This is a genomic window from Macrococcus brunensis, assembly GCF_022343725.1.
GTDB lineage: Bacteria > Bacillota > Bacilli > Staphylococcales > Staphylococcaceae > Macrococcus > Macrococcus brunensis.
In genome coordinates this window covers 285,679-308,724 of sequence record NZ_CP092179.1, presented here as the reverse complement: position 1 = coordinate 308,724, position 23,046 = coordinate 285,679, and the positions used below count along the sequence as shown (strand labels likewise).

Sequence of the window (23,046 nt, the reverse complement as noted above, 5' to 3'; positions counted from 1 at the left end):
AAACTGCGGATCGTTATTGTGAAATCAGCTGCCATAGATATCTTTCTGAATATAACAGCCTGTATAGTGATGTTGTCTGTAGTACACGTCAACATACCGACTGAGCGTTATACCATTCTCAATAGAAGCGCGTGAAACATTCCGTACAGCACTCGTTGCCTGCACGCTGACAGCTGTTTTGATAACCGCTTCTGGTGCTAGAAGCGAACGAAATGACAGTAACGGCGCTGCAGTCACTTTAGCACCCAGCTTAATGAGCCCTTCATCTATCAAATCGTGATACTTCGCCATGATGACATGTGCCCACTGCCATTCGTGTACATAGATAACTCTGTAATCAGATTGCTCACCATGCGTAGCCTCACCTTTTTCTCCGACTAGACTGCTATGCACATGGATTTCCATAACATCCACCGGCTGCTTGAATTCCGGTGCAAACTTCATCACTTTATCAGGCGTGAATCCCATCTTGGTCTTAGACATAGGATGAAAGGGATGACCTTCGTAGCAGCACTGTTCAAACAGACTCGCATCCTTGCCCTCAGCAGCGTAATATTCTCCGATGGACTTGTATGTCTTGCCGAACCTCGCATAATCTCTTTTGTACTGGAGATAACTGAGCGTCAGATTGGCAGTGGAATCAGCCATCTCTTCTTCCAGGCGCTTTAAAGCTTCCGGTTCAACTTGTGTCAGGTCAATCGCTTCATTTGTACATGCGTGATTAAGCATTTTTTTCGTCCTGAAGTCAGCACGCTCCAATGATTCTTCGATATCTTCAAGTGACAGGTCAGGAAAATGAATGGTCGCAAAATGGATTAACTGTTTATGATTCATTTCATGTAGGGTATCCTTTCCTAAACTAATTGAGAATCATTATCATTATAGAAATACAGTCACCATAAGTCAATAATTTCTACTATTACTAAATATTATAGAATAAGTCATTTGCTCTTTTAGGTAAATAATCACTTTAAATGAGTATAAAAGACAAAAAACCGCTCCTCTCATTTTGAGAGAAGCGGTTGTGCAGTTTAATTAACCTACAACACCTTTACTAGTATCAGCAATTTTCAGACCATGTTCAATTACGCCTGAGACGCGAGTTAAGTCTACGTTACCGCCTGAAACAAGCGCAACGATGTTTTTACCTTCAAGATATTTTGGATCAATCTTACCGCTGAGCAGTGCTGCTGTCGGCAGAGCACCTGCACCTTCTGTGATGATTTTAGCTCTTTGCATCAGATCTTTCATCGCATGCTCAATTTCATCTTCAGATACCAGTATAAATTCATCAACTAAGTGTTTGACGACTTCATATGTTTTATCACCGGCAATTTTAACGTCACAGCCATCTGCGAGTGTCGGACCATCGCGATGTTCAGTCAGTTTTCTGTTTTTAAATGATTCTGCCATACCATGGACGTTTTCTGACTGGACACCGATGATATGAATAGACGGGTTGAATGATTTCAGTGCAGTGGCAATACCGGCAATCAGGCCGCCGCCCCCTACTGGTAAGATCACCGTATTCACATTCCAGATATAATCAAGAATTTCAAGTCCGATTGTACCTTGTCCAGCCATGACTTCACGGTCATCATAAGGATGGACAATCGTCATACCTGTTTCTTTCGCCATCTCTTCCATCGCAAGACGCGTTTCATTGAAGTTATCGCCTTTTAATACAACTGTTGCGCCGTAACCTTCTGTCGCTTTCTGTTTCGCAATGGGTGCTGTTTCAGGCATCACGATTGTTGCTTTAATGCCCATCAGTTTAGCAGTCAGCGCAACACCTTGAGCATGGTTACCTGCTGATGCTGCGATGATCCCTTTTGCCTTCTGTTCTTCTGTCAGTGAGTTGATCTTGTTATTTGCGCCGCGGAATTTAAACGAACCTGTATACTGCATATTTTCAAGTTTGAGGTAGACATTCCCTTTAACGACGTTCTGGCTTAAGTACATCGACTGAATCATAGGCGTTTCGCGGATAAATGGTTTGATGCGTGCTTTGGCAGCTTCGATGTCTCCGATATTGACGATATGTGCGGTCTGTAAAACAATAGGATTGGTTGTCATGATAGATTCACACCTTATTTTTATTTTTTAGAGTAAGCTTTCAAGTTCTTCGTAAGTCATGTCATGAGAGTCGGCAAGACCTTTATTTGTAATGTGTCCCTGGTACATATTGACGCCTGTCCGGAGGTCAGCATCTTCTGTCAGCGCTTTTTCCAGCCCTTTTTCACTGATTTCAAGCAGGTATTTAATATTCCCTTGTGCCAGTGCCATTGTTGATGTTCTTGGAACAGCACCTGGCTGGTTCGGAACTGCATAGTGAACGACTCCATCTTCAACGTAAACAGGATCAGAAATCGTTGTCGGTCTGATGCCTTCTACTGATCCACCCTGGTCAATTGCGATATCGACAAGTACTGAGCCTTTTTTCATTGATTTAACCATGTCACGTGTCACCAGTTTAGGTGGTTTCGCACCTGGAATCAGGATAGTAGAAATAAAGATATCGGCCTTCTTGATTTCTTCTGCCAGATTTTCTGGTGTCGATTTCACGACTTCTACATTTTTACCTGCATAATGCTCTTTCAGCCAGCTGATTCTGTCATCGTTCAGTTCGATGATGATGACTTTACTGTTCAAGCCGAGTGAAACATTCGCTGCATTGACCGCTGCTGCACCGCCACCGAAAATCACGACTGTTCCACCTGGAATATCAACACCTTCCTGAACGCCTGATAACAGGATACCTTGGCCTTCATGCTGTCCTTCAAGGTAATATGCGCCCATAATTGCTGAACGCTGACCTGCAATCGCACTCATCGGCGCCAGCAGTTCTGCTTTACCATCTTTAATGATAGTCTCACCGCTGATGGCTGTAACGCCTGCCTCTTTCATCGCTTCAACTGTCTCTTTAGAAGAAGCTAAGTGTAGGAAGCCCCAGATAATCTGGTCTTTCTTGAAGTACTGGAACTCGCTTGCTGCCGGCTCTTTTACTTTAATAATCAAGTCAGCTGTCCATGCTTCTTCATGCGAAACAATCTGGCCACCTGCTTCTACGTACATATCATCTGTAAATCCTGATCCAACACCTGCGTCCTGCTGAACAACGACCTCGCTACCTGACTCCACTAACTTCTTAACATTCTCAGGGGTGCAGGCTACACGTCCTTCACCTTGTTTCAGTTCTTTCACAACGCCAATTTTCATGATCAAAACTCCTTTGTGATTTATTTCACAATAAGCATATAACCAAATGCACAGATTGTAAAGTGATATATAGTAGCAAATATTGACAAATTTCTGACTGTAAACGGTTACACAAGGAGTAAACATGTGTACACCTGAAACGAACAAAACGTTCGCTATTTATCTGTTCAGAGTGTGATTAAATGCAAATAATACATAAAATAAGGCTATTTTTGTGTCTGATTTTTTACAATGTACTTTTCGGATGGACTTTTCTTTTATTTTCCTTTCGAGAAGTGTTATGATGGTCATGACAAAAAAACTTAGGAGGTCATGATTCATGTCTAAAGTTTTACAACAGTTTTTAAATGAAAATCTGGATTACTTAAAAGACAACGGACTCTACAATGAAATCAACGTTGTTGAAGGTGCAAACGGACCGAAAATTAAAATTGATGGTAAAGAATTAATCAACTTATCATCTAATAACTACTTAGGTCTTGCGACACACGATCGTCTTAAAAAAGCAGCAAAAGAAACAATCGATTCTCACGGTGTAGGCGCTGGTGCTGTTCGTACAATCAACGGTACGCTTGATGTTCACGTTGAACTCGAAAAGAAAATTGCTGAATTCAAAGGAACTGAAGCAGCGATCGCATTCCAATCTGGTTTCAACTGTAATATGGGTGCTATCAGTGCTGTCATGAATAAAGAAGATGCGATTTTATCAGATGAACTGAACCATGCTTCAATCATCGACGGTTGCCGTCTTTCTAAAGCAAAAATCATCCGCGTTAAACACTCAGACATGGAAGATTTACGCGCTAAAGCGAAAGAAGCGACTGAATCAGGTCTTTACAAAAAAGTGATGTACATCACTGACGGCGTCTTTTCAATGGACGGCGATGTAGCATTACTGCCAGAAATCGCTAAAATTGCTGAAGAGTTCAACCTCATCACTTATGTCGATGACGCGCACGGATCAGGCGTTATGGGTAAAGGTGCAGGTACTGTTAAACACTTCGGTCTTCAAGACAAAATCGACTTCCAGATGGGTACATTATCAAAAGCAATCGGTGTAGTCGGTGGTTACGTAGCAGGTACACAGGAATTAATCGACTGGCTTAAAGTAGCGGGACGTCCATTCTTATTCTCTACTTCATTAACACCAGGAGATTCAGCTGCTATCATCCAGGCGATCGATATCTTAATGGAATCTACTGAACTTCACGATAAATTATGGGAAAATGGTGACTACCTGAAAAAAGGTCTGAAAGAACTTGGTTTCGATATCGGCCATTCAGAAACACCAATCACACCATGTATCATCGGTGACGAAAAAACAACTCAACAATTCTCTAAACGTTTAATGGAAGAAGGCGTTTACGCTAAATCTATCGTCTTCCCTACTGTTCCAAAAGGTACAGGTCGTGTTAGAAATATGCCGACAGCTGCTCACACTAAAGAAATGTTAGATGATGCACTTAAAATCTACGAAAAAGTTGGTAAAGAATTAAATATCATCAAATAATTTAACTTTTAAATAGAGAAAGGAAGTATATTCATGAAACGTATTATGATCACAGGCGCACTTGGCCAAATCGGTACAGAATTAACACTGAAACTTCGCGAAATCTACGGTGTAGACAGCGTATTAGCAACTGACTTACGTCGTCCGGAAGAAGGCGCAAAAGTACTTGAAGGACCTTTCGAAGAGCTCGATGTAACAGATGCTGAAAGAATGGATAAAATCGCCGAAGACTTTAAAGCAGATACAATCATGCACATGGCGGCATTATTATCAGCGACAGCAGAAAAAGATCCTGTATTCGCCTGGAACTTAAACATGGGTGGTTTACTAAACGCATTAGAAGTTGCTCGTAAACACAACATGCAGTTCTTCACACCATCATCAATCGGTGCATTCGGACCTAACACACCTAAAGACAACACACCTCAGACAACTATCCAACGTCCAACAACAATGTACGGTGTCAACAAAGTATCTGGTGAATTATTATGTGACTACTACTTCCACCGTTTCGGCGTAGATACTCGCGGTGTCCGTTTCCCTGGTCTGATTTCACACGTTAAAGAACCAGGTGGCGGTACTACTGACTATGCAGTAGAAATCTACTTCAAAGCAGTTCGTGAAGGTAAATATACTTCATACATCGACAAAGGTACTTTCATGGATATGATGTTCATGGACGATGCAATCGACGCTATCATCAAATTAATGGAAGCACCAGCTGAAAACTTAAAAGATCGTAACGCATTCAACGTAACAGCTATGAGTATCGATCCAGAAATGGTTGCAGCAAGCATTCGTAAAGAGATCCCTGACTTCGAACTTGACTACGATGTTGATCCAGTTCGTCAAGGTATTGCAGAAAGCTGGCCAAACTCAATCGATGCTTCAGAAGCTAAAAAACAATGGGGCTTCGATCCTAAGTTTGACTTAGATACAATGACTAAAGAAATGCTTGAAGCAATCAAAAAGAAATAAGATAAAAAACCTCTCCTAAACGGGAGAGGTTTTTTTTGTACAAAAAAAGACATCAGCTTGTGCTGATGTCTTCATGTTTACTTTCTGCCTGTATCCCGGTGGATGAAAATAGAAGCAATTTTGTCCAGTATACCTGCTCCTGATAAATTCGCGCCTGCTACATTTTTAGCATAAGTATCATCTTCACGCCCTTTTAAACCAGGTGTATCTAAATTTTGATTACCCGTCCGTCCTTCGGGATTATGTTCACCGTGATGTTTTGGCGGCCAGTTGTTGTTTGACATATTAACGCCTCCTTTAATGGATTGAAACGAGTGTTAAGTAACCATTATCAAAAGTCGCTTCATAGCTGCCACCATTCTTCGTCTGATAAATGATGTGGTACGCCCCATTATGATAGTCCTTGACCTTCAAAATTTTAGTTCCTTTATGTGCTGCTTTAAACTGTTTCAATGTAATGGCTTTCTCGTCTGCCAGCAAATGTATGCCCACGACTTTATTTTTGTAGACATCCATCATGATATCATAGCGATATTTAATCTGTGTTTTCACTTCTGTTTTTGGTCGTTTTTTGTTAATCATATAGCCATTGATTTTTACATTATCATTTTTTAAGGCCAGTACAAATTGTTTGTTGATCAAGGTCTTAGAATTGTTTCTGAAATAACCGTTATAAGTATAGTACGGTATAGTCTGATTAACAGACTGCGACGACGTTGTCACTGCTTCTGCAAGTGCTGAAGATGCAATCGACAGCCCTGATAATAAAATGGTTGCTGACAGTGCATATGGAAATAGTTTATTCATTTGGCTCACCTCTCGAGTATTTATTCATCTTCTAATATTACAATTATATTACAAAAATTTCTACTGTGTTACATCATTTGTTAATAATGAGTGAACTTTATGATATCTTCTTCCAAAGTCTGAGAAGTATGATGCAGATAATGAGGCCCCTCTATCTTAAGGGTATGTTGCACTGCAGTATTGCTGAAGACTTCATTTTGCAGATGGAGCCAGTCTGAATACTTCTTCGTCGTATCACTCGCTGCAAATGAGAGCACTGCTATATCAGCTGGATATTTCATCCCTTTAATACGCGCGATATTATTATTGGATTCCGTGTAGTACTTCATCATGTCACCTGTTAAAAATGCCCACTGATTCATCTTTCTATATTCTTTCTGAAGCGTCTTATCATACAGTGGGGTCATATCACGCAGAATCTCATTGAAGCCAGTGAGCTGCCGTGTCGTTTCGAACTGAAAACCAAGTCTGATGATACCTGTTTCATTCAATACAGGTGCCAGACTAATCAGTTCAAAGGGATGCTTATCTGTCACCTTCAATCCCTGGACCGGTCGTGAGCCATCGATATTAATGACCCGTTTCACGTGTCCTGCATAACGATTTACATAATCCATTGTATAAGCCCCGCTGATCGAATGATTAATGAAAGTCAGCTGGTCCTGATCATCTGTGAGTTTTGAGACGATAGTATGATATTCATGATTGATGTTCTCATTTGTTCGTTTTGTTTTTGGACTGCTGCTCATGCCGTAACCCAGCGGATCTATCATGATGACGCGGTGATTTTTGCTCAATTCGTCAGCAAGCGGCATAAAATCCAGTATATTGGAGACTGTCAGCAACCCTTCTCTGAACAGAATGACATCATGCCCTTTTCCTTTCTCATAGACGCTATAAGTGCCATCTGACGTCTGGACAAAATGATGATGCTCGCCAAGATATTTGAGTAATTCTGTTTTATCTTCTGAGGTCTGTGAATAGTGATAGATTGAGGACACAATTAATAAAACGACTAATAGACTGAATAGAACCAAGACAATCTTTACTAAGAAACGTAATAATTTCATATATTCACCTGATTACTTGACTGATAACCTTCTCATACCCTGTCGTGCCAGGTTTTAACTTTACTTTCTGATTTAGGTCTGTTATTATTTAAATCGTAACGGTTACGAATTAACTGCGTTAATCAGTACCTCATGCGACATACGACACTTTAAGAGCATCCCGGTGATGCTCTTATTTTTTATCAGGAGGTTAAACAGATGAATATTATTATTATCGGCGGCGGTATCCATGGTATAACAATAGCTCTCCGCTTACTACAGGATCATGTCATCACTAAAGAAGCGCTTCAGATTATGGAGCCTGGTCCCTATACGCAGCAGTGGCAGCAGATTACAAGTAATATCGACATGGATTATCTGCGTTCGCCTCTCGTGCACCATGTACATCCGAACCCTTATGACTTAAAGAAATTTGCTAAAACCAATGAGTATACACAGGCTTTCAGTGGTTATTATCAGCGCCCACAGCTTGAAATGTTCAACGACCATATCCAGAACGCGATTAAAGAAAACGATTTGGAAGATTGCCATGTCTATGATAAAGCGGTCGCGCTTACCAAAGAAAATCATCTCTGGACAGTGACCGGTGAGAGCGGCACTTATCAGGCGAGCCATATCATACTCGCGACAGGTCTGAATCATGTTCATCATATTCCTGACTTTCTTTCTGCCGTCAGTCCGGCGCGTTACCAGCATATCTTTGATTATCAGCAGCCGCTCAACAAGGCGGATGTCGTTATCGGCGGCGGTATTACGGCATGTCATGCTGTCAGAAAACTGGCAGCTGACAGACCTGTCACACTGATTATGCGGCATGATATCCGCTGTCATGAACTGGATGCAGAACCCGGATGGCTTGGCCCAAAGAATATGAAGGCATTTAATCAGACACAAAGCTACGTGACTAGACGTGAGATGATTAAGGAAGCACGGCATAGAGGGTCTATGCCTATGCATTTGAAACAGTCACTCAAATACCTTGAAGTAAAAGGCAAAGTGAACATTATTAAAGGCGATATCAAAAAAGTAGATGATCAGATAATCACGCTTACAGATGGCAGAGAAATTTCTTATCATCGCATTGCTCTTGCGACAGGCTGCGGTTCCGATCTTTGTCAAGATCCTTTATTCAGTCAACTTATACAGACTTATCAACTGCCAACAGCCAGCTGCGGTTTTCCCGTTGTCAGTCACAACCTTGAATGGTTCGATCAGCTCTATGTCTCCGGTCCGCTTGCTGAACTCGAACTTGGACCCGTCTCAAGAAATATAATCGGTGGCAGAAAAGCAGCTGAACGGATCGCAGAAGCATTGAAGCAGGCTCCTGTTTCTTCTTTTTAAGGAAACTTTAAGAATTTTTATCTGCATCATGTTCTATACTGATAAGTAGCTTTAAATTTAATCGTAATAGAATAGGAATGATTTGTTATGAAAGAACGTATTATCAGTATCGATATCATTCGCGGTATCAGTCTGATCGGCATCCTTTTTATGAATGCCCTTGGCTTTCACTATGCGAATGTTTACAATGCACCTGAAGAAATTTATCGAGATCAGTTAAGTCAGTGGATTTATGACATCAATGTTGTCATCATTCATAATTCATTTTATCCCATCTTTGCTTTCTTATTTGGGATGGGAATGGCTATCATGTACAGGAATATCACACAACGTGGACAGAATCCGTCTCCCATCCTTTTAAGACGCTTTATTGCCATGATGGTCTTCGGATTGCTGCATGGCTTTCTGTTATTTTATGGTGATATTCTGCAGACTTATGCGACACTTGCTATTCTCTGTATCCCTTTCCTCTTCGCAAAACCCATTGTTTCATTGATTGTCGCCATCATTCAGTTCTCTTTTACAACCTTTACTGTTACCATGATTTCATTGCTGGCAGGAAGTGAGGCTTTACCTGATACATCTGATCGACTGTTGACACAAGCAATCAATCACAGCGATATTGCCGGAATAATCAAATGGAATGCTGTTACTTTTCTGGATTATGCGACACCACTTTCTATCGGCAAAATATTTGCGGATGCTTTGATGATTATGCCGTTTATCTTATTCGGAATGTGGTGTTTCAGAACAAATGCATTTGATAAGCTGGCCCACTACAAAAATGCGACAATCATTTCAATCATCGTGACTGCTATCAGCGGAATAGCTGTTAAAATATTTGCTGTAAATGGTCATGGCGAACTGGTCTATGTAGGGGGGACAATACTTGCTGCTGCTTATGTCATGACACTGGTGCTCTTATGCAATAAGATTGAATGGCTCAAGTTACTGATGCCATTTCAGGCACTGGGCAAACTAGCTTTTTCTGTCTATATCGCACAAAGTCTGATCCTCTTTTTATTATTTTACGTTTTTAAACTCTATAATAGTCTGCACATTGTGACACTCCATTTATTACTTACAGTGATTGCCCTTCTGCTCCTATGGTTGAGCAATCTCTATCTGAAACACTATAAGATGGGGCCACTGGAATGGGTATGGCGAAGAATAACATATTTAAAATAGAAAAAGCGACTGATGATTTTAGTCATCAGTCGCTTTACTTTTATTTATTTTTAAATTCGTCTACTTTATCATTCACTGCATCTCTAGCATAATCTGTCGCTTCTTTCACTTTACCAGAGATTTGGTTTTCTTCGCCTTTTTCTTTTAAGTTTTGGTTGTCTGTAACTTCTCCAACCTTCTCTTGTACATTTCCTTTAAGTTGATCAAATTTGCCATCTAAAGCCATTCTAATCATCCTTTCTATCAGTCATGTAATTATATTTTACCCTTATATACAGACTTATAAACGATTGAGCAAAATAAAAAAGCCTGAGAATTATCCCAGGCTCTATATCTTTATTGAATTATGCAGTAACCCAGTGCTGTGCACCGTATTCGTTGTATAATTTAACCGCTGCAGCATCTTGTACTGATTCTGGAGCTGATGCAGGTGATTTACCTTTCCATTCAGCTGGTGCTACAGTATCCCAAGTTCCTTGTAAGAATTGGTATTTACCTGCTGCACCTGAAGTTGGGTTGATAGCGTGGATGTTACCACCTGATTCGCGTTGTGCGATTGCTTGTAAGTGTGCGTTAACGTAAACACCTGAAGAAGATGTTTGAGTCGTTGCTGCTTTAGGCGCTGTGTAAGTTTGAGCTGGTGCTTGGTAGCTTACTGGCGCTTTGTAAGTAGTTGTTTGAGCAATTGGTGCTTGTTTAACTGGCGCTTGTTGTACAGGCGCTGCTTGAGTTACAGGTGCTGCTTGAGTTACAGGTGCTTTTACTGCTGGCGCTGCAACTGCTGAAGTAGCAACTGGTGCGTAACCGATTGTGTGGTATTTCCAAGTCCAAGATGAACCGTTAGATTCGAAATCGAAGTGGTAACCATTGTAATCGAACTCATAGTCATAAGTTCCTTCTTGAATTGGTGCTGCATTTAATTTGTCTTGGTGGTTCATTGCAAGATCTGCAAGTTCAGCTTTGTTTACTGGTTGTTCAGTCATAGCAGAAGCGTCTGCTGAATGTCCTGCTAAAGTGACACCTAATCCTAAGGCTAAAGTAGTTGATAAGATAGTTTTATTCATTATATGAAAACCCTCCAAAATTTGTTGGTTATATTTTATTCGGTATGCTTTAAGCTACAAGATATACTGTACCACATAAAAAGATGTCATGAGTTACGCCAAAATAACAAATTATATCAGCCATATAACAAGCATTACGTTTTGAAATGTGTTTGTAATGTAAGAGCTGATTTTCATAAAAATATACTATTTAAGATTATAAAAACTCCTTTATACGATTAATCATGTGTTGAATTCTGGTATTTTTGTCATCTTGACTCTTTATTTTGTCTATAAATTTGTCCCTTTTAGTAGTAGCTAAGGCATCAGCATCTCACGACACATTTTATAATCAAAGATAAAAAAGGTGCAGATTCACATCTGCACCGCGAATCCTCATTAATTTAATCTTTCTCCAACCACTGTAAAACGTTGTTTAATATGTGCCGCATTCTCAATTTCATCCACCATTGCAATGGCTAAGTCCGCATAACTGATGTAGCTCTCTCCTTGTGAGTTAGTCAATAACACATCCTGACCTAACTGATAGCGACCTTGTACGCCCACCTTCTGGATCAAAGAATCCAGCTGGACTGAGGAATGTCCAGTTGACGTCTGTCGTCTGACGCAGCTCTTCTAAGTTCTCTGCCTGACCATTCGCTGTCGGTTTAATCATATCAGGAAAATCAGGTGTATCCACTACTTTAATTGTTTTACTCTCATCAGCAAAAAGACTACCCGCGCCACCGAGCACGATAAGTCTGATATCAGTACCTTCAACAAGCTTGATCAGTGCGCGTCCTGCATCAATATGCCCTTGACTGTCACCAAGCGGCGCACCAAATGCATTAACAATAACGTCAAAGTGTGAAACATCTTCTCGCGGTAAACTTTGTACATCTTTTTCAATGACCGGTACATCCGTTACTTTAGAACGGTCACGCACAATCGCCGTCACTTCATAATCACGGTCCACCGCTTCCTTCATAATTAAACGTCCAGCTTTACCACTCGCACCTACAATTCCAATTTTCATCCTATATTCCTCCTGATCATGTTTGCTTTTCTTCATTATAGAGCGATGCGAAACCTGAATCCAATTTGGTGACTGACTCAATAGTTTATTGACATGGAGTATACTCCATCTTTTATGCTAAGTAAGAAGGAGGCGCTTATGAAAATTTCAGAAGTCAGTATACGTACACAGTTATCTAAAGACACAATCCGTTATTACGAAAAACTAGGACTCATCAGACCGCAAGTCATTCATCACCACAGAGATTATTCTGAAAGTGATATCAGACGTCTAAATGAAATAAAATTATTGAAGCATGCTTCATTCTCATTAAAAGAAGTGATGTATTTTATATCATTAGATGATAAATTTCAGGACATTGAAGCCATCTACAATATGAGCGACGAAGATTATTCGACCCTGATCAGCTTGATTGTCCGTAAACAAAAAGAGATTGATGACCAGATCAACAGTTTACAAATTGCTAAACAATCATTAACGGCTATGAATACAAAACTAAACAGTTTGGGGAGAGAACAATGATCATACTTAAAATCTTTATTTTCATTTATGGTCTGCTGACTATCATTGCGACAGTCAGTGACTTCAATCATAACGGCTTTAACTGGCTACATTCACTTTATTTATCTGCTTCCCTGCTTCTTATGTATACAGCATTTACAGCAAACAATCTTATTTTACTCGTCATCGGGTTAGTCGGGCTGATGATCGCAGCTTTTCTCACTGGTCTCTTTTCTCACGACTTTCACTGGTCTCATCACATTATCCGTTTAATTGTTTCTGCTTCTGTCGTCGCGCTCTTTATCTATTTGCGCAAGTAACAACAGAACTGCAATACATCTGACGTTCACCGTCCACATAACAGCAATATTCGCAATATGAATACATCTGACTGCAATGAAAAAGCGTATAATCACTCTAAAACGATTCTATTGACAACAATCTATTTCAGAATCGTATCAATTAAGACAGTCCGAAAAATGGTGGTAATCATTTGTTATGCCGTGTGCATGACCTCGTAACCTCCCTGCTATTTTGCCGTGCTATAGTTGTTCTTGTCTTCACAGACACTATTCATAAAAACAACTTGGAGGAATTTAATATGCCATTTTCAATTTTAAATACTGCACTTGCACTCGGAGTCGTTTCAACTGGAGGAGCGGCTGGACACACTGCACATGCCGACCAACCTCATCAGGATTGTTCTCATCAGACAAACGCTAAACAACAGCATCACAATCACAAAGCACATGCACCACAGAAATCTGATTAGAAGCAAATGAATCAGCGTGCAGCTCAAAAATCAGTTCCAACTGCTAATCAGAACACAAATACGCAAGCTACAGCTCCGACAGCCCAAACGACTCAAAAAACAGCAACGACACAGACTTCAGCACAATCTCCATCAGGTATCACTGCACCAAACGCATCCTTAAAAATGGTAGCACAACGTGAATCAGGCGGCGATATCACTGCTATTAACCCAACTTCAGGCGCAGCTGGTAAGTATCAATTCATGCAGTCCACATGGGATACAGTCGCACCTGATGCATGGAAAGGGAAATCACCTGCTTCAGCACCTGAATCTGTACAGGACGCAGCAGCAGTTGCACTGTATAATCTAGCAGTCACTTCACCTTGGGCCCTATAATACGCAAAGAAGGAACGGATTGCTCCGTTCCTTTTTTTTCATTTAACTGATGCTTTTCATATCTCCGCTAGCTCTAAAGAAATAAATAGCGCAGTATGAAATGGCGGCTAGTATACTAAATAAAAGCAGGCCATTCTCCACAGTATCCAGTAGTAAGTCGCCAATCAGCGGTGCAATAATTCGACTGATGCCGACAAGTCCTGTCAGTGAATAGTAAGAGCCTTTCAGATGCGGCTCCGAAATCTCGTCGATTCTGATATCCCACATCGTGAAGAGCAGCATTTCACCGATCGTAAAAATAAACATCGCAACTGCAAGTATCACTATATTTGATGACAACCCAAAGAACAGCAGTCCTGTCGGCAACAGGAAAGCTCCTATCATCATAGCAATAGACGTCTTGATGATATTTCCTATTCTAAAGATGAAATACTGGCAAGTCAGAACAGTGACCGCATTGACTAATAGTAAGAAGGCATAGTTCTTCACAGCAGCCTGATAATCAAAGATATGCCCGAAGTACTGGGAGAGTGTCGTGGACATCTGTGTATAGCCAAAGACTATAAAGATATCACCGAGTACCAGAAAGAGAAACGTTCTGTTTTTCTTAAAGATATATAATACATTGAAGAAAGGTATTTTCTCTTCAGAAGAGGCAACCGGACTGAGTTGAAATCGTCTGAATAAAATAACGAAAAGCAGCAGATTAATCGTGAATGTAATCGACACCGCGTAGAAAAGACGTGCCATTCCAAGAAACAATAACTGGGCAGCAAGAAGCGGTCCAATCGCTGCTGCAATATTGATTAGATAATAGCGGATATTAAAGACCAGCTTCTTCATTTCCTGCGGTGTATACTGCGTAATCAGCACCCGGTAAGTCGGATCAACGAGAGAAGCACCGACTGTGGAAATAAATGAAAATAGAATAAACCCGGCAAATGAATGAATCCAGTGAAAAAGCCGCATAACTTAAAATGGTAATCACTAAACCCGTGTATATGACACGTTCCTTATTAAAACGGTCAATCAGACTGCCCGCAGAAAGGCTCATTAGAATACTGCCAATCCCAGCTACCGATAGAATAATACCAATCTGTGTACCGGAATAATGGTAGTTCTCCATCAGGTAGATGGATAGAAAAGGTGTAGCCAGAAACAAGCTGACTTTAGCCAGAAATGTCGCAAGCAGCAATATATAAATAATCGAAGGCAGTTTCTTCATCGGCTTCTCCTTGTATATGAGTTAGTTACATTATACCTATCATTTACTCAGTCGGATATGACAGATGATTAATGACTGATGATTCAAAAATCGAATGAAAAAAAGCCTTTCATCATCGAAAGGCTTACTTTTCATCTTTATTTTTATCAGGCATCGTTCTTCGGTCCAAAAGAATGAAAAGATAGACGCACAACAAGGCGATCAGTCTAAAAGGAATCATAATGGGATTCAATCTAAACCCATCAAATGCAGGAACAAAACTGTAATAAATAAAGAACATCCAGGCGATATTGAGCACTAAAATAAAGATTTTATGATTAACAGTCATAATTACCATCCCCACCAAATTATAAATTAAATTCATTATATAGAATAAAATGGTAATAGTAAAATAAATTTACATATTGCTTATTAATACTAAGGGCTTCTTTTTTACTTATCTCGTACTTTCAGCAGTCGCATACTGTTCAGTGTGACAATCAGTGTGGCACCGATATCTGAGAAGATGGCAATCCATAATGTCAGCCAGCCGGGTATGACAAGTAGGAGTGCTATAACTTTGATCAACAGTGAGAAGGTGATGTTCTGTTTAATGATGGTCAAAGTCTTTTTGCTTAAGCGAATCGTATACGGCAGTTTCTTTAAGTCGTCTGACATCAATGCGATATCTGCTGTTTCTAATGCCGTATCTGTACCTGTTCCACCCATCGCTATGCCAATGTCTGCAGCAGAAAGTGCAGGCGCATCATTGACACCGTCCCCGATCATCGCGACTTGATGCTGGCGCTTTGTTTCTTTAATAATATTCAGCTTATCTTCAGGCATAAGGTTCGCTTTGACGACAGACAATCCCGCCTGTTTACCGATAGCTGTCCCTGTTCTCGCGTTGTCGCCGGTCAGCATCATCGTACTGATATTCATCTTATGCAGTTCATCAAGGACACCAGATACTTCCGGACGCAGTTCGTCCGCTACTGCTATCATCAGTTCAATGCGGTCGCTTCCGAATAATAGCACGGTCTTTCCTTCAGACTGCCATTCTGCAATCCTGGCATCAGTGCCGAGTCCAAGAGTCTCAAAGAGTGACGGACTGCCGATATAATAAGTTCTGCCGTCTACATCTCCCTTAACACCTTGACCAGTCAGAGACTGAAAGTTTTCAATATAAACAGTAGAATAATCCAGATGCTCAGCTTCTGCTTTTCGGACAACGGCAGTAGCAAGTGGATGCTGAGATCCTTTTTCAAGTGCGGCTGCGATCAGTAAAGCTTCATTGTTATGCGGATAAATATTTGTCACTACAGGTATCCCTCTTGTCAGTGTACCGGTCTTATCAAATGCAATGGTATCGATATGACCCGCTTCCTCGAGGTGAATACCGCCTTTAATCAGCACCCCGTGTCTTGCTGCGTTACCGATAGCTGTAACAATCGCAACAGGTGTAGAGACGACGAGTGCACATGGACAGCCGATAATCAGTACAGCGAGACCTTGATACAGCCATTCATGCCAGCTGCCGCCTAAGAATAGTGGCGGTATCAGCATAACGAGAAAGGCAATCAGCATAATGACAGGTGTATAGTATTTCGCAAAACGATCGATAAAAGCTTGCGACGGTGCACGTTCACCCTGGACTTCTTCGACTAAACGAATGATTTTTGAAATCGTCGTATCTTCTACAAGCTTAGTGACTTCTACTTCAAGCAAGCCTTCTTCGTTCAACGTCCCTGCAAAGACTTCATCATTTAAGTTTTTAGTTACCGGCACGCTTTCCCCGGTGATAGCTGCCTGGTTAATCGTTGATTGTCCTCGGATTACCTTACCATCCATCGCGACTTTCTGGCCTGGTTTCACAATCATCACATCGCCAACTTGTATATCAGCGACACTGACCATTTGTTCTATACCGCTTCTAAGGATCAATGCTTCTGAAGGTGCTGCGTCCATCAACAAGTGAATAGACTGTCTCGCTTTATCCATAGAATAACGTTCCAGTGCTTCACTGACTGCAAACAGAATGACAACAGTCGCCCCCTCCTGCCATTCTCCGATTAAAGCAGCTCCAATCACTGCAATGGTCATCAATGTATTCATATCAAACTTCAGTCGGATGAGATTCTTGACCCCTGTTATAAATAATAAATAACCGCCGATACCCATAGCAGTAAGATAGCCCGCTGCAGGTAACCATGAATGTTCACCCAGTGTATCAGACAGAACAAAGCTGATAATGATAAGTATAGCGGCCGCATATACAGGATAGTTCTCTTTCTTCTTCCAGAAACTTTCTTTCTCACCTTGGCGCTCACTGACATCTCTCACTCTTACATTATCGAAAGCGCCCGCCTTTTCCAGCTCAGCAATCGTCGCATCTCCAGTAATATAGATCTTCGCCGCCACATGGTTCACTTCAGCATCCTGGACATGAGGAAGGGCTTTTAAATTTTCTTCATAAGTCTTCGCACAGCTGGAACACGACAGGTTCTGTATGCGATAGGTTTTACGTTCAGTTACTTCATTCATCCTGTCACCTCCAGATGCTTGATAGATAACGTCATCATCTGCTTAGCAAGCGTATGATTCCATTCTATATAAAACTATAATGTCCTTCTCTAAGTACATGAGCGAGGGTGTTAAGTTCCACATTATTGAACTAACAGTAAAGTGAGATAGAGGCCGATCAGTGTCATCAGTAATACAGGTAATGTAATGATAATACCTGTCTTGAAGTATGTGCCCCACGAAATCTTGACACCTTTCTGACTCAGGACATGCAGCCAGAGTAATGTTGCAAGTGAGCCAATCGGTGTAATCTTCGGTCCAAGGTCTGAACCGATGACATTCGCATAGATAAGACCTTCCTTAATAGCATCTGTTGCACCTGACTGTTGAATAGCGATAGCATCGATAAGCACTGTCGGCATGTTGTTCATTACAGAAGAGAGCAAGGCAGCGATAAAACCCATCCCTACTACACTAGCGAACAGACCATGCTGTGTCAGTGCAGCAATATTATCTGCGAGCACATTTATAATGCCGGCATTCTTAAGACCGTAGACAACGATATACATACCGATTGAAAAGAAGACGATATTCCACGGCGCCCCTTGCATCACTTTTCTGACGTTGACAGCAGATGAACGACGCGCCAGCACTAAAAAAATAATGGCAATTATCCCTGCTATCAGTGAGACTGGAAGCTGGACGAATTCACTCACTAAGTAGCCGGCCAGCAACAGGCCGAGTACGTACCAGGCATATTTGAAAAGCTGTCTATCTTTAATAGCTTTGCTAGGTGCTTCAAGCATACTGTCATCGAATACGCGTGGAATCGACTTTCTGAAATAAAGATAAAGTACAGCGATACTTGCCAGCAGCGAGAATAAGTTCGGGATAATCATGACGAGGAAATATTCCAGGAAACCGATATCGAAATAATCTGCTGATACGATATTGACTAAATTACTGACAACGAGTGGCAGGGAAGTCGTATCTGCGATAAAACCACTGGCGATAATAAACGGGAAGACAAGTTTCTCCTCAAATCTCAAATTTCTGACCATGGCAAGAACGATAGGGGTCAGAATGAGTGCGGCACCGTCGTTAGCAAAAAAAGCAGCGACGACAGCACCGAGCAGCGTAATATAGATGAACATCTTAATACCATTTCCACCTGATGCTTTAACCATATGTCTTGCTGCCCACTCAAAGAAACCAATCTCATCCAGAATAAGAGAGATTATTATGACGGCGATGAATGTCAGTGTCGCGTTCCAGACAATACCTGTGACATCCTTGACATCATTAAAATCAACAACACCTGTCAGAAGCGCTGCAAGAGCACCTATAACAGCCGTTATACCAATATCAAGGCCTTTCGGCTGCCAGATAACAAAGGTCAATGTAACGAGAAATATAATAATGGCAAGCAGCGTCATGCGGTTGCTCCTGCTTCAGTGCGGCATACGCATGTATCAGTAGGGGAAGTAATGAGCATAAACTGGCTTTGCAGTGCTTCCAGCACAGTATAATTCAGCTGATACATTGTTTTTGTGCCTTCTTTTCTTTTGGAGACGACTGACTGCTGCTCGAGTACTTTCATGTGATGACTTAACGTAGGCTGTGAAAAAGTGAAATGTGTCAGAATATCACAGGCACACAGTTCGCCACATGATAGCATATCGATAATTTCCAGTCTGCTCGGGTCTGAGATGGTCTTCATAAGTTTTGCTGTTTCTTCGTAGTTCATCTTATTCTTTCCTTTCTTTCACTCATCTTCATATAACGCTGGTAGTTCGTATTACCGCCTGACAGATTGTAGACTTCGTTAAAGCCGAGGTTGATCAGAATGTTCTGCGCTGCATTCCCTGTCGTCCCTTTGTTACAGTAAGTAACAACCGGCTTTGATTTATCCATCTGTTCTGCATAGTGTCTTAACTGCTGCAGTGGCACATTGATAGCTGTTCTGACATGGGCCTGTTCATATTGCTTCGGAGAGCGTACGTCCAGAACTGTAATGGTGTGGTCAGCAATACGTTTCAGCAGTTGTTCGGGTGTCATAATCTTTCGACCGCGTGTGATATTGTGGCTGATCATCCCAGTGTAGATGACTGGGTCCTTCGTAGTGGAAAAAGCCGGCGTATAGGCAAGGTCCAGGTGAAAGAGGTCTTCTGCTTTCGCACCGAACGTAATAGCGGTCGCAAGCACATCAATCCGTTTATCGACACCTTCGTAACCAATGATCTGGGCACCGATGATTTTCTCGCTATCTCTGTCAATCACTGCTTTGATGGTCATCTCTCTACCTTTCATATATTCAGGTCGATTCGGCTTGATATTATGAATAACATCAACTGTTACACCTGCAGCCAGTGCTTCTTTCTCTGTATAACCTGTCTGTGCAATCGTCATGTCAAATACTCTGACAATACCAGTGCCGAGAATACCGCGGAAGGTCAGGTCACCGCCTGTCAGACGGTCACCGACAATACGGCCCATTTTATTTGCAGTAGAACCGAGCGGCCGGTACATCGGCGCTTTCGTATGGACATGGAACGCTTCAGCTACATCGCCGACTGCATAGATATGCGGGACATTCGTCTCAAGACGCTCATTAATTTTAACAGCACCTGTCATACCTGTCATCACACCGATGTTACTAGCAAGTTCTGTATTCGGTACCACACCGACTGCCAGAATGACGAGGTCTGTAGCAAACACACTGCCATCTGTCAGTTCTATACCCGTTACCTTCTCGCAGTCAGACTGTACAGCAGCAATCTCACTATAAGTATGAAGCTCCGCCTTATCTGCCAGATAATCTTCAATCATAAAGCTCATATCTTCATCAAGTTGACTCATGAGTGCACTTCTCTGTATCAACCGGACACGATAAGCTGCAAGCTGTTCAAGCATCTCAAGCCCGATAAAGCCGCCTCCGACTATCGTGATTTCCTTCACATTATTTACTTCAATATAATGGTGTATCAATTTGGCGTCATTTATTGTCTTAACCTGAAAAACATTGTGGTAGGCTTGGTCATCAATCTGCGGGATAGAGCGTGGCCGTGAGCCTGTTGCAAGCACGAGTTCATCATAGGACTGATTGAAGGTGTCACCTGTCAGCAGGTTCTTGACTTCAATCATCTTCTTATCTTTATCAATAGCAAGGACTTCGTGCGACGTATGAATATCGATATTAAAACGGTCCTTGAACCACTTTGCATCACGCGGCGTCAGTTCATCAATCTCAGCAATCTCCCCGCCGATGTAATAAGGAATCCCACAGACTGAATACGAAATATCCGTGTCTTTATCAAAGACAATAATATGCGATGTTTCATCGTTTCGACGCGCCTTTGCAGCAACACTTGTTCCAGCAGCAACAGAACCGATAATGACAATGTTCTTAGTTTTCATCATGTCCTCCAAAAGGAATAGTATAGTAATGACCGTGGCTATGTTCTCTTATTTTTTTAATCCAGTTAGATTCATCAAATTTCTTGGCAGCAAACAAATCATCTGATTCTTGTGAAGACACAAGTTCCTGATTGATGACCCAGTTGGAATGTGCAATGCCAGCTCGCTCCAGGTCATCTGCAAGTCTTGCTGCTTCCAGATACGGTGTTCTTTCCGGCAACGTGATGATCATCATCTCAGTCAGCTGATTATTTTTGATTTTCGGCAGTAACTGTTCCACTGCTTCAGGCAGTTTCTTTTCATTCTTTATGACTTCCTGATGATAGCTCTCAGAGGCATCAAGCAGCAGTAAAGTGTGACCGGTCGGGGCTGTATCGACAATGACGTAATCCGATGTCTCGTCAGCAACGATTTCACTGAACGCTCTGAAGAAAGCAATCTCCTGCGTACACGGTGACCGCAGATCTTCTTCAATATAGTTCTTTTCGTCGTCAGTGAGATCGCCCGCCTGCGCAAAAACTTCCGCTTTATATTGAGTAAGTGCTTCATCTTCGTCTATGTAAGAGATTCTCAGCCAGTCATTAGCGGCAGCTGTTATTTCTTTCGTAGGATCTGTGGTTGCCAGATGGACATGATGCCCTTTAGCTGCCAGCGCTTCAGCAATAAGCCGGGCTACAGTCGTTTTACCTACTCCGCCTTTTCCCATCATAAAGAGATAACGCAGGTCTGAACTTTCCACTTTAGCAACCAGCTCATCAATAGCCGGATGACTTTGTGCCTTAAAAGTATCCGGTTGTACAGGACTATTGTACTTGAGAAGCTTGACTAAACCGCTTATGCCTTCTTCGTGAGCTGACTGATAAAGTGCATAGTAGATATCCTGCTCTTTTAACCAGTCCTCATACTTAGTTAAGGCCGCTTGCTGAGATGTCATTTTGGCTTTTGATATTGCTCCGTATGGTTGTGTAATCAAGCCATTAATTATGACATGAAAGCGCGAGACACCAATTGCTTCAAGTTCCTCCTGCGCGCGCTTTACTTCTTTAAGTGCACTGATCTCTGCACGGGCGACAAGCATCAAAGTCGTCATCTCTTTGTCCCGCAGTTTTTTCAATGCCGTCTTGTATTTGTCTCTATCTTCATCAAGTCCGGACAACTGTCCAAGACATGACGCATCATGGCTCGTCATCTCTAGGTAGTTATCCCATGCGGATGGCAGTTCAAGCATGCGTAAGGTGTGACCTGTCGGTGCAGTGTCAAAGATGACATAATCATACGCAGCCTCCACTTCTTCATTAGCAATAAAGCGGGTAAACTCATTGAATGCAGCTACTTCCACCGTACATGAACCGCTTAGCTGTTCTTTCATATTCTCTAGCATATCGTCAGAAAGAATGCCGATATAAGGTTCAATGACGCTATTTTTATAATCTTCAGCTGCCTGCAGCGGCTCAAAGTTAGCGATGAACAAATTCGGCACTTCAGCCATCTGTGTCAGTCTGTTCGTCAGCTTCATCGTAAAGACATCCTGCAGATTACTGGCAGGATCCGTACTGATCAGCGCAACGCGATATCCTCTCTGTGCCAGATTAACAGCGTAACTGCTGGATAGAGTTGTCTTGCCTACACCGCCTTTACCAGTGAAAAATAAGTATTTCGTCAATGCGACACAACTTAAATCAATTTTTTTATAACAATCAGCAGCAGTTACTTCCATTACAGCAGTTCCCTCCCTGAAGGTTATTGACTGTAATAATTTCATCTGCTTCTTCTTCAGTGATGTAGTCATGTGTCTTCACTATATCACCATTAATAACGGTAATCGGCAGCACATCATTACCTATTTCCTTAACTATATTCATAATTTCTTTATTCTCAAGAAATGCTTTTGGATGACTGCTTAGATTAAATCGTTCTACAGTAATATGCTCATTCTTCAGCTTCTCAGTTAACCGAGTCACTTCTATTAATTTCTGATCAGGACTTGGTCCGCATACTCCCGTTGAACAGCACATCGCTTCTTCATACATTTTTACCTCTAACATCTACTCATCACCTC

General features: G+C 41.6%; 24 protein-coding genes and 2 pseudogenes. 8 read left to right on the top strand and 18 right to left on the bottom strand.

Going from position 1 to position 23,046, the window contains the following annotated elements:
- Window positions 1-24: 24 nt before the first annotated feature.
- The 3 genes from MGG13_RS01640 to ald form a co-directional block, all read right to left on the bottom strand.
- Window positions 25-834: an IucA/IucC family protein gene (locus tag MGG13_RS01640; RefSeq protein WP_239035135.1), complete on the bottom strand. Its 810-nt coding sequence runs from the start codon at window positions 832-834 to the stop codon at window positions 25-27.
- Between the two features lie 201 nt (window positions 835-1,035).
- A complete protein-coding gene (gene tdcB / locus MGG13_RS01635; RefSeq protein WP_133432462.1) occupies window positions 1,036-2,076 on the bottom strand; it encodes a bifunctional threonine ammonia-lyase/L-serine ammonia-lyase TdcB in 1,041 nt (346 codons plus the stop codon).
- A 27-nt stretch (window positions 2,077-2,103) separates the two neighbouring features.
- Complete coding sequence (ald, locus tag MGG13_RS01630; protein ID WP_239035134.1) at window positions 2,104-3,219, bottom strand: alanine dehydrogenase; 1,116 nt, start codon at window positions 3,217-3,219, stop codon at window positions 2,104-2,106.
- Window positions 3,220-3,538: 319 nt separating this feature from the next.
- On the opposite strand from ald, the gene MGG13_RS01625 reads away from it, so the two are divergent.
- Both MGG13_RS01625 and MGG13_RS01620 read left to right on the top strand, forming a co-directional pair.
- Window positions 3,539-4,729, top strand: coding sequence for a glycine C-acetyltransferase (locus MGG13_RS01625; protein WP_239035133.1), 1,191 nt, complete (start codon window positions 3,539-3,541; stop codon window positions 4,727-4,729).
- Between the two features lie 33 nt (window positions 4,730-4,762).
- Window positions 4,763-5,707 (top strand): L-threonine 3-dehydrogenase, encoded by a 945-nt coding sequence (locus MGG13_RS01620; RefSeq protein ID WP_239035132.1) that lies wholly within the window; start codon window positions 4,763-4,765, stop codon window positions 5,705-5,707.
- A gap of 77 nt (window positions 5,708-5,784) precedes the next feature.
- On the opposite strand, the gene MGG13_RS01615 is transcribed toward MGG13_RS01620, so the two are convergent.
- From MGG13_RS01615 to MGG13_RS01605, 3 genes are all read right to left on the bottom strand, one after another.
- A complete protein-coding gene (locus MGG13_RS01615) occupies window positions 5,785-5,991 on the bottom strand; it encodes a hypothetical protein (protein ID WP_239035131.1) in 207 nt (68 codons plus the stop codon).
- Between the two features lie 13 nt (window positions 5,992-6,004).
- Window positions 6,005-6,514, bottom strand: coding sequence for an immunodominant staphylococcal antigen IsaB family protein (gene isaB / locus MGG13_RS01610; RefSeq protein ID WP_239035130.1), 510 nt, complete (start codon window positions 6,512-6,514; stop codon window positions 6,005-6,007).
- Between the two features lie 80 nt (window positions 6,515-6,594).
- Window positions 6,595-7,584, bottom strand: a complete 990-nt coding sequence (locus MGG13_RS01605) for an alpha/beta fold hydrolase (protein WP_239035129.1) — start codon at window positions 7,582-7,584, stop codon at window positions 6,595-6,597.
- 198 nt (window positions 7,585-7,782) lie between these two features.
- On the opposite strand from MGG13_RS01605, the gene MGG13_RS01600 reads away from it, so the two are divergent.
- Entirely contained in the window at window positions 7,783-8,925 is a 1,143-nt protein-coding gene (locus MGG13_RS01600) for an NAD(P)-binding domain-containing protein (protein WP_239035128.1), read from the top strand.
- An 87-nt stretch (window positions 8,926-9,012) separates the two neighbouring features.
- A complete protein-coding gene (locus tag MGG13_RS01595) occupies window positions 9,013-10,113 on the top strand; it encodes a DUF418 domain-containing protein (protein ID WP_239035127.1) in 1,101 nt (366 codons plus the stop codon).
- A gap of 40 nt (window positions 10,114-10,153) precedes the next feature.
- Here the strand turns inward: MGG13_RS01595 and MGG13_RS01590 are convergent, their stop codons facing one another.
- The 3 genes and pseudogenes from MGG13_RS01590 to MGG13_RS01580 form a co-directional block, all read right to left on the bottom strand.
- Complete coding sequence (locus MGG13_RS01590) at window positions 10,154-10,339, bottom strand: CsbD family protein (RefSeq protein ID WP_239035126.1); 186 nt, start codon at window positions 10,337-10,339, stop codon at window positions 10,154-10,156.
- A 118-nt stretch (window positions 10,340-10,457) separates the two neighbouring features.
- Window positions 10,458-11,177, bottom strand: a complete 720-nt coding sequence (locus MGG13_RS01585; protein ID WP_239035125.1) for a transglycosylase family protein — start codon at window positions 11,175-11,177, stop codon at window positions 10,458-10,460.
- A gap of 378 nt (window positions 11,178-11,555) precedes the next feature.
- Window positions 11,556-12,192, bottom strand: a pseudogene (locus MGG13_RS01580) (NAD(P)-dependent oxidoreductase).
- A gap of 138 nt (window positions 12,193-12,330) precedes the next feature.
- On the opposite strand from MGG13_RS01580, the gene MGG13_RS01575 reads away from it, so the two are divergent.
- The 4 genes and pseudogenes from MGG13_RS01575 to MGG13_RS01560 all read left to right on the top strand — a co-directional run.
- Window positions 12,331-12,714, top strand: coding sequence for a helix-turn-helix domain-containing protein (locus MGG13_RS01575; RefSeq protein WP_239035124.1), 384 nt, complete (start codon window positions 12,331-12,333; stop codon window positions 12,712-12,714).
- Window positions 12,711-13,013 carry a hypothetical protein gene (locus MGG13_RS01570; RefSeq protein WP_239035123.1) on the top strand — a complete coding sequence of 101 codons (303 nt, stop codon included), beginning with the start codon at window positions 12,711-12,713 and terminating at the stop codon, window positions 13,011-13,013. Before MGG13_RS01575 ends, MGG13_RS01570 begins: the two co-directional genes overlap by 4 nt.
- A 281-nt stretch (window positions 13,014-13,294) precedes the next feature.
- Window positions 13,295-13,465 carry a hypothetical protein gene (locus MGG13_RS01565; RefSeq protein WP_239035122.1) on the top strand — a complete coding sequence of 57 codons (171 nt, stop codon included), beginning with the start codon at window positions 13,295-13,297 and terminating at the stop codon, window positions 13,463-13,465.
- Between the two features lie 9 nt (window positions 13,466-13,474).
- Window positions 13,475-13,843, top strand: a pseudogene (locus MGG13_RS01560) (transglycosylase family protein); the annotation flags it as partial.
- Window positions 13,844-13,885: 42 nt separating this feature from the next.
- On the opposite strand, the gene MGG13_RS01555 reads toward MGG13_RS01560, so the two are convergent.
- The 9 genes from MGG13_RS01555 to arsD all read right to left on the bottom strand — a co-directional run bounded on the left by MGG13_RS01555 (window position 13,886) and on the right by arsD (window position 23,032).
- Window positions 13,886-14,812 (bottom strand): MFS transporter, encoded by a 927-nt coding sequence (locus MGG13_RS01555; RefSeq protein WP_239035121.1) that lies wholly within the window; start codon window positions 14,810-14,812, stop codon window positions 13,886-13,888.
- Window positions 14,730-15,068 carry an MFS transporter gene (locus MGG13_RS01550; protein ID WP_239035120.1) on the bottom strand — a complete coding sequence of 113 codons (339 nt, stop codon included), beginning with the start codon at window positions 15,066-15,068 and terminating at the stop codon, window positions 14,730-14,732. Before MGG13_RS01550 ends, MGG13_RS01555 begins: the two co-directional genes overlap by 83 nt.
- Before the next feature lie 124 nt (window positions 15,069-15,192).
- Window positions 15,193-15,396 carry a hypothetical protein gene (locus MGG13_RS01545; RefSeq protein ID WP_239035119.1) on the bottom strand — a complete coding sequence of 68 codons (204 nt, stop codon included), beginning with the start codon at window positions 15,394-15,396 and terminating at the stop codon, window positions 15,193-15,195.
- 104 nt (window positions 15,397-15,500) lie between these two features.
- Window positions 15,501-17,591 (bottom strand): heavy metal translocating P-type ATPase, encoded by a 2,091-nt coding sequence (locus MGG13_RS01540; protein WP_239035118.1) that lies wholly within the window; start codon window positions 17,589-17,591, stop codon window positions 15,501-15,503.
- A 122-nt stretch (window positions 17,592-17,713) separates the two neighbouring features.
- The gene (gene arsB / locus MGG13_RS01535) at window positions 17,714-19,006 is read right to left on the bottom strand and encodes an arsenite efflux transporter membrane subunit ArsB (protein ID WP_239035117.1); all 1,293 of its coding nucleotides are present in this window, start codon (window positions 19,004-19,006) and stop codon (window positions 17,714-17,716) included.
- Entirely contained in the window at window positions 19,003-19,317 is a 315-nt protein-coding gene (locus tag MGG13_RS01530; protein WP_133432471.1) for an ArsR/SmtB family transcription factor, read from the bottom strand. Before MGG13_RS01530 ends, arsB begins: the two co-directional genes overlap by 4 nt.
- Entirely contained in the window at window positions 19,314-20,987 is a 1,674-nt protein-coding gene (locus MGG13_RS01525) for an FAD-dependent oxidoreductase (protein WP_133432472.1), read from the bottom strand. The genes MGG13_RS01530 and MGG13_RS01525 overlap by 4 nt, the downstream gene beginning before the upstream one ends.
- On the bottom strand, window positions 20,977-22,704 hold the full coding sequence (gene arsA / locus MGG13_RS01520; RefSeq protein ID WP_239035116.1) for an arsenical pump-driving ATPase: 1,728 nt from the start codon (window positions 22,702-22,704) through the stop codon (window positions 20,977-20,979). Before arsA ends, MGG13_RS01525 begins: the two co-directional genes overlap by 11 nt.
- A complete protein-coding gene (gene arsD, locus MGG13_RS01515) occupies window positions 22,685-23,032 on the bottom strand; it encodes an arsenite efflux transporter metallochaperone ArsD (protein ID WP_239035115.1) in 348 nt (115 codons plus the stop codon). The genes arsA and arsD overlap by 20 nt, the downstream gene beginning before the upstream one ends.
- Between the last annotated feature and the right edge of the window lie 14 nt (window positions 23,033-23,046).

Excerpts from the sequence above, each read along its gene's own strand:
- isaB (WP_239035130.1), bottom strand. The coding sequence starts at position 6,514 with ATGAATAAACTATTTCCATATGCACTGTCAGCAACCATTTTATTATCA.
- MGG13_RS01615 (WP_239035131.1), bottom strand. The coding sequence starts at position 5,991 with ATGTCAAACAACAACTGGCCGCCAAAACATCACGGTGAACATAATCCC.
- ald (WP_239035134.1), bottom strand. The coding sequence starts at position 3,219 with ATGAAAATTGGCGTTGTGAAAGAACTGAAACAAGGTGAAGGACGTGTA.
- MGG13_RS01590 (WP_239035126.1), bottom strand. The coding sequence starts at position 10,339 with ATGGCTTTAGATGGCAAATTTGATCAACTTAAAGGAAATGTACAAGAG.
- MGG13_RS01525 (WP_133432472.1), bottom strand. The coding sequence starts at position 20,987 with ATGAAAACTAAGAACATTGTCATTATCGGTTCTGTTGCTGCTGGAACA.
- arsD (WP_239035115.1), bottom strand. The coding sequence starts at position 23,032 with ATGTTAGAGGTAAAAATGTATGAAGAAGCGATGTGCTGTTCAACGGGA.
- MGG13_RS01605 (WP_239035129.1), bottom strand. The coding sequence starts at position 7,584 with ATGAAATTATTACGTTTCTTAGTAAAGATTGTCTTGGTTCTATTCAGT.
- MGG13_RS01620 (WP_239035132.1), top strand. The coding sequence starts at position 4,763 with ATGAAACGTATTATGATCACAGGCGCACTTGGCCAAATCGGTACAGAA.
- MGG13_RS01530 (WP_133432471.1), bottom strand. The coding sequence starts at position 19,317 with ATGAACTACGAAGAAACAGCAAAACTTATGAAGACCATCTCAGACCCG.
- MGG13_RS01585 (WP_239035125.1), bottom strand. The coding sequence starts at position 11,177 with ATGAATAAAACTATCTTATCAACTACTTTAGCCTTAGGATTAGGTGTC.
- MGG13_RS01595 (WP_239035127.1), top strand. The coding sequence starts at position 9,013 with ATGAAAGAACGTATTATCAGTATCGATATCATTCGCGGTATCAGTCTG.
- tdcB (WP_133432462.1), bottom strand. The coding sequence starts at position 2,076 with ATGACAACCAATCCTATTGTTTTACAGACCGCACATATCGTCAATATC.
- MGG13_RS01555 (WP_239035121.1), bottom strand. The coding sequence starts at position 14,812 with ATGCGGCTTTTTCACTGGATTCATTCATTTGCCGGGTTTATTCTATTT.
- arsB (WP_239035117.1), bottom strand. The coding sequence starts at position 19,006 with ATGACGCTGCTTGCCATTATTATATTTCTCGTTACATTGACCTTTGTT.
- MGG13_RS01565 (WP_239035122.1), top strand. The coding sequence starts at position 13,295 with ATGCCATTTTCAATTTTAAATACTGCACTTGCACTCGGAGTCGTTTCA.
- MGG13_RS01570 (WP_239035123.1), top strand. The coding sequence starts at position 12,711 with ATGATCATACTTAAAATCTTTATTTTCATTTATGGTCTGCTGACTATC.
- arsA (WP_239035116.1), bottom strand. The coding sequence starts at position 22,704 with ATGGAAGTAACTGCTGCTGATTGTTATAAAAAAATTGATTTAAGTTGT.
- MGG13_RS01540 (WP_239035118.1), bottom strand. The coding sequence starts at position 17,591 with ATGAATGAAGTAACTGAACGTAAAACCTATCGCATACAGAACCTGTCG.
- MGG13_RS01625 (WP_239035133.1), top strand. The coding sequence starts at position 3,539 with ATGTCTAAAGTTTTACAACAGTTTTTAAATGAAAATCTGGATTACTTA.
- MGG13_RS01640 (WP_239035135.1), bottom strand. The coding sequence starts at position 834 with ATGAATCATAAACAGTTAATCCATTTTGCGACCATTCATTTTCCTGAC.
- MGG13_RS01600 (WP_239035128.1), top strand. The coding sequence starts at position 7,783 with ATGAATATTATTATTATCGGCGGCGGTATCCATGGTATAACAATAGCT.
- MGG13_RS01550 (WP_239035120.1), bottom strand. The coding sequence starts at position 15,068 with ATGAAGAAACTGCCTTCGATTATTTATATATTGCTGCTTGCGACATTT.
- MGG13_RS01575 (WP_239035124.1), top strand. The coding sequence starts at position 12,331 with ATGAAAATTTCAGAAGTCAGTATACGTACACAGTTATCTAAAGACACA.
- MGG13_RS01545 (WP_239035119.1), bottom strand. The coding sequence starts at position 15,396 with ATGACTGTTAATCATAAAATCTTTATTTTAGTGCTCAATATCGCCTGG.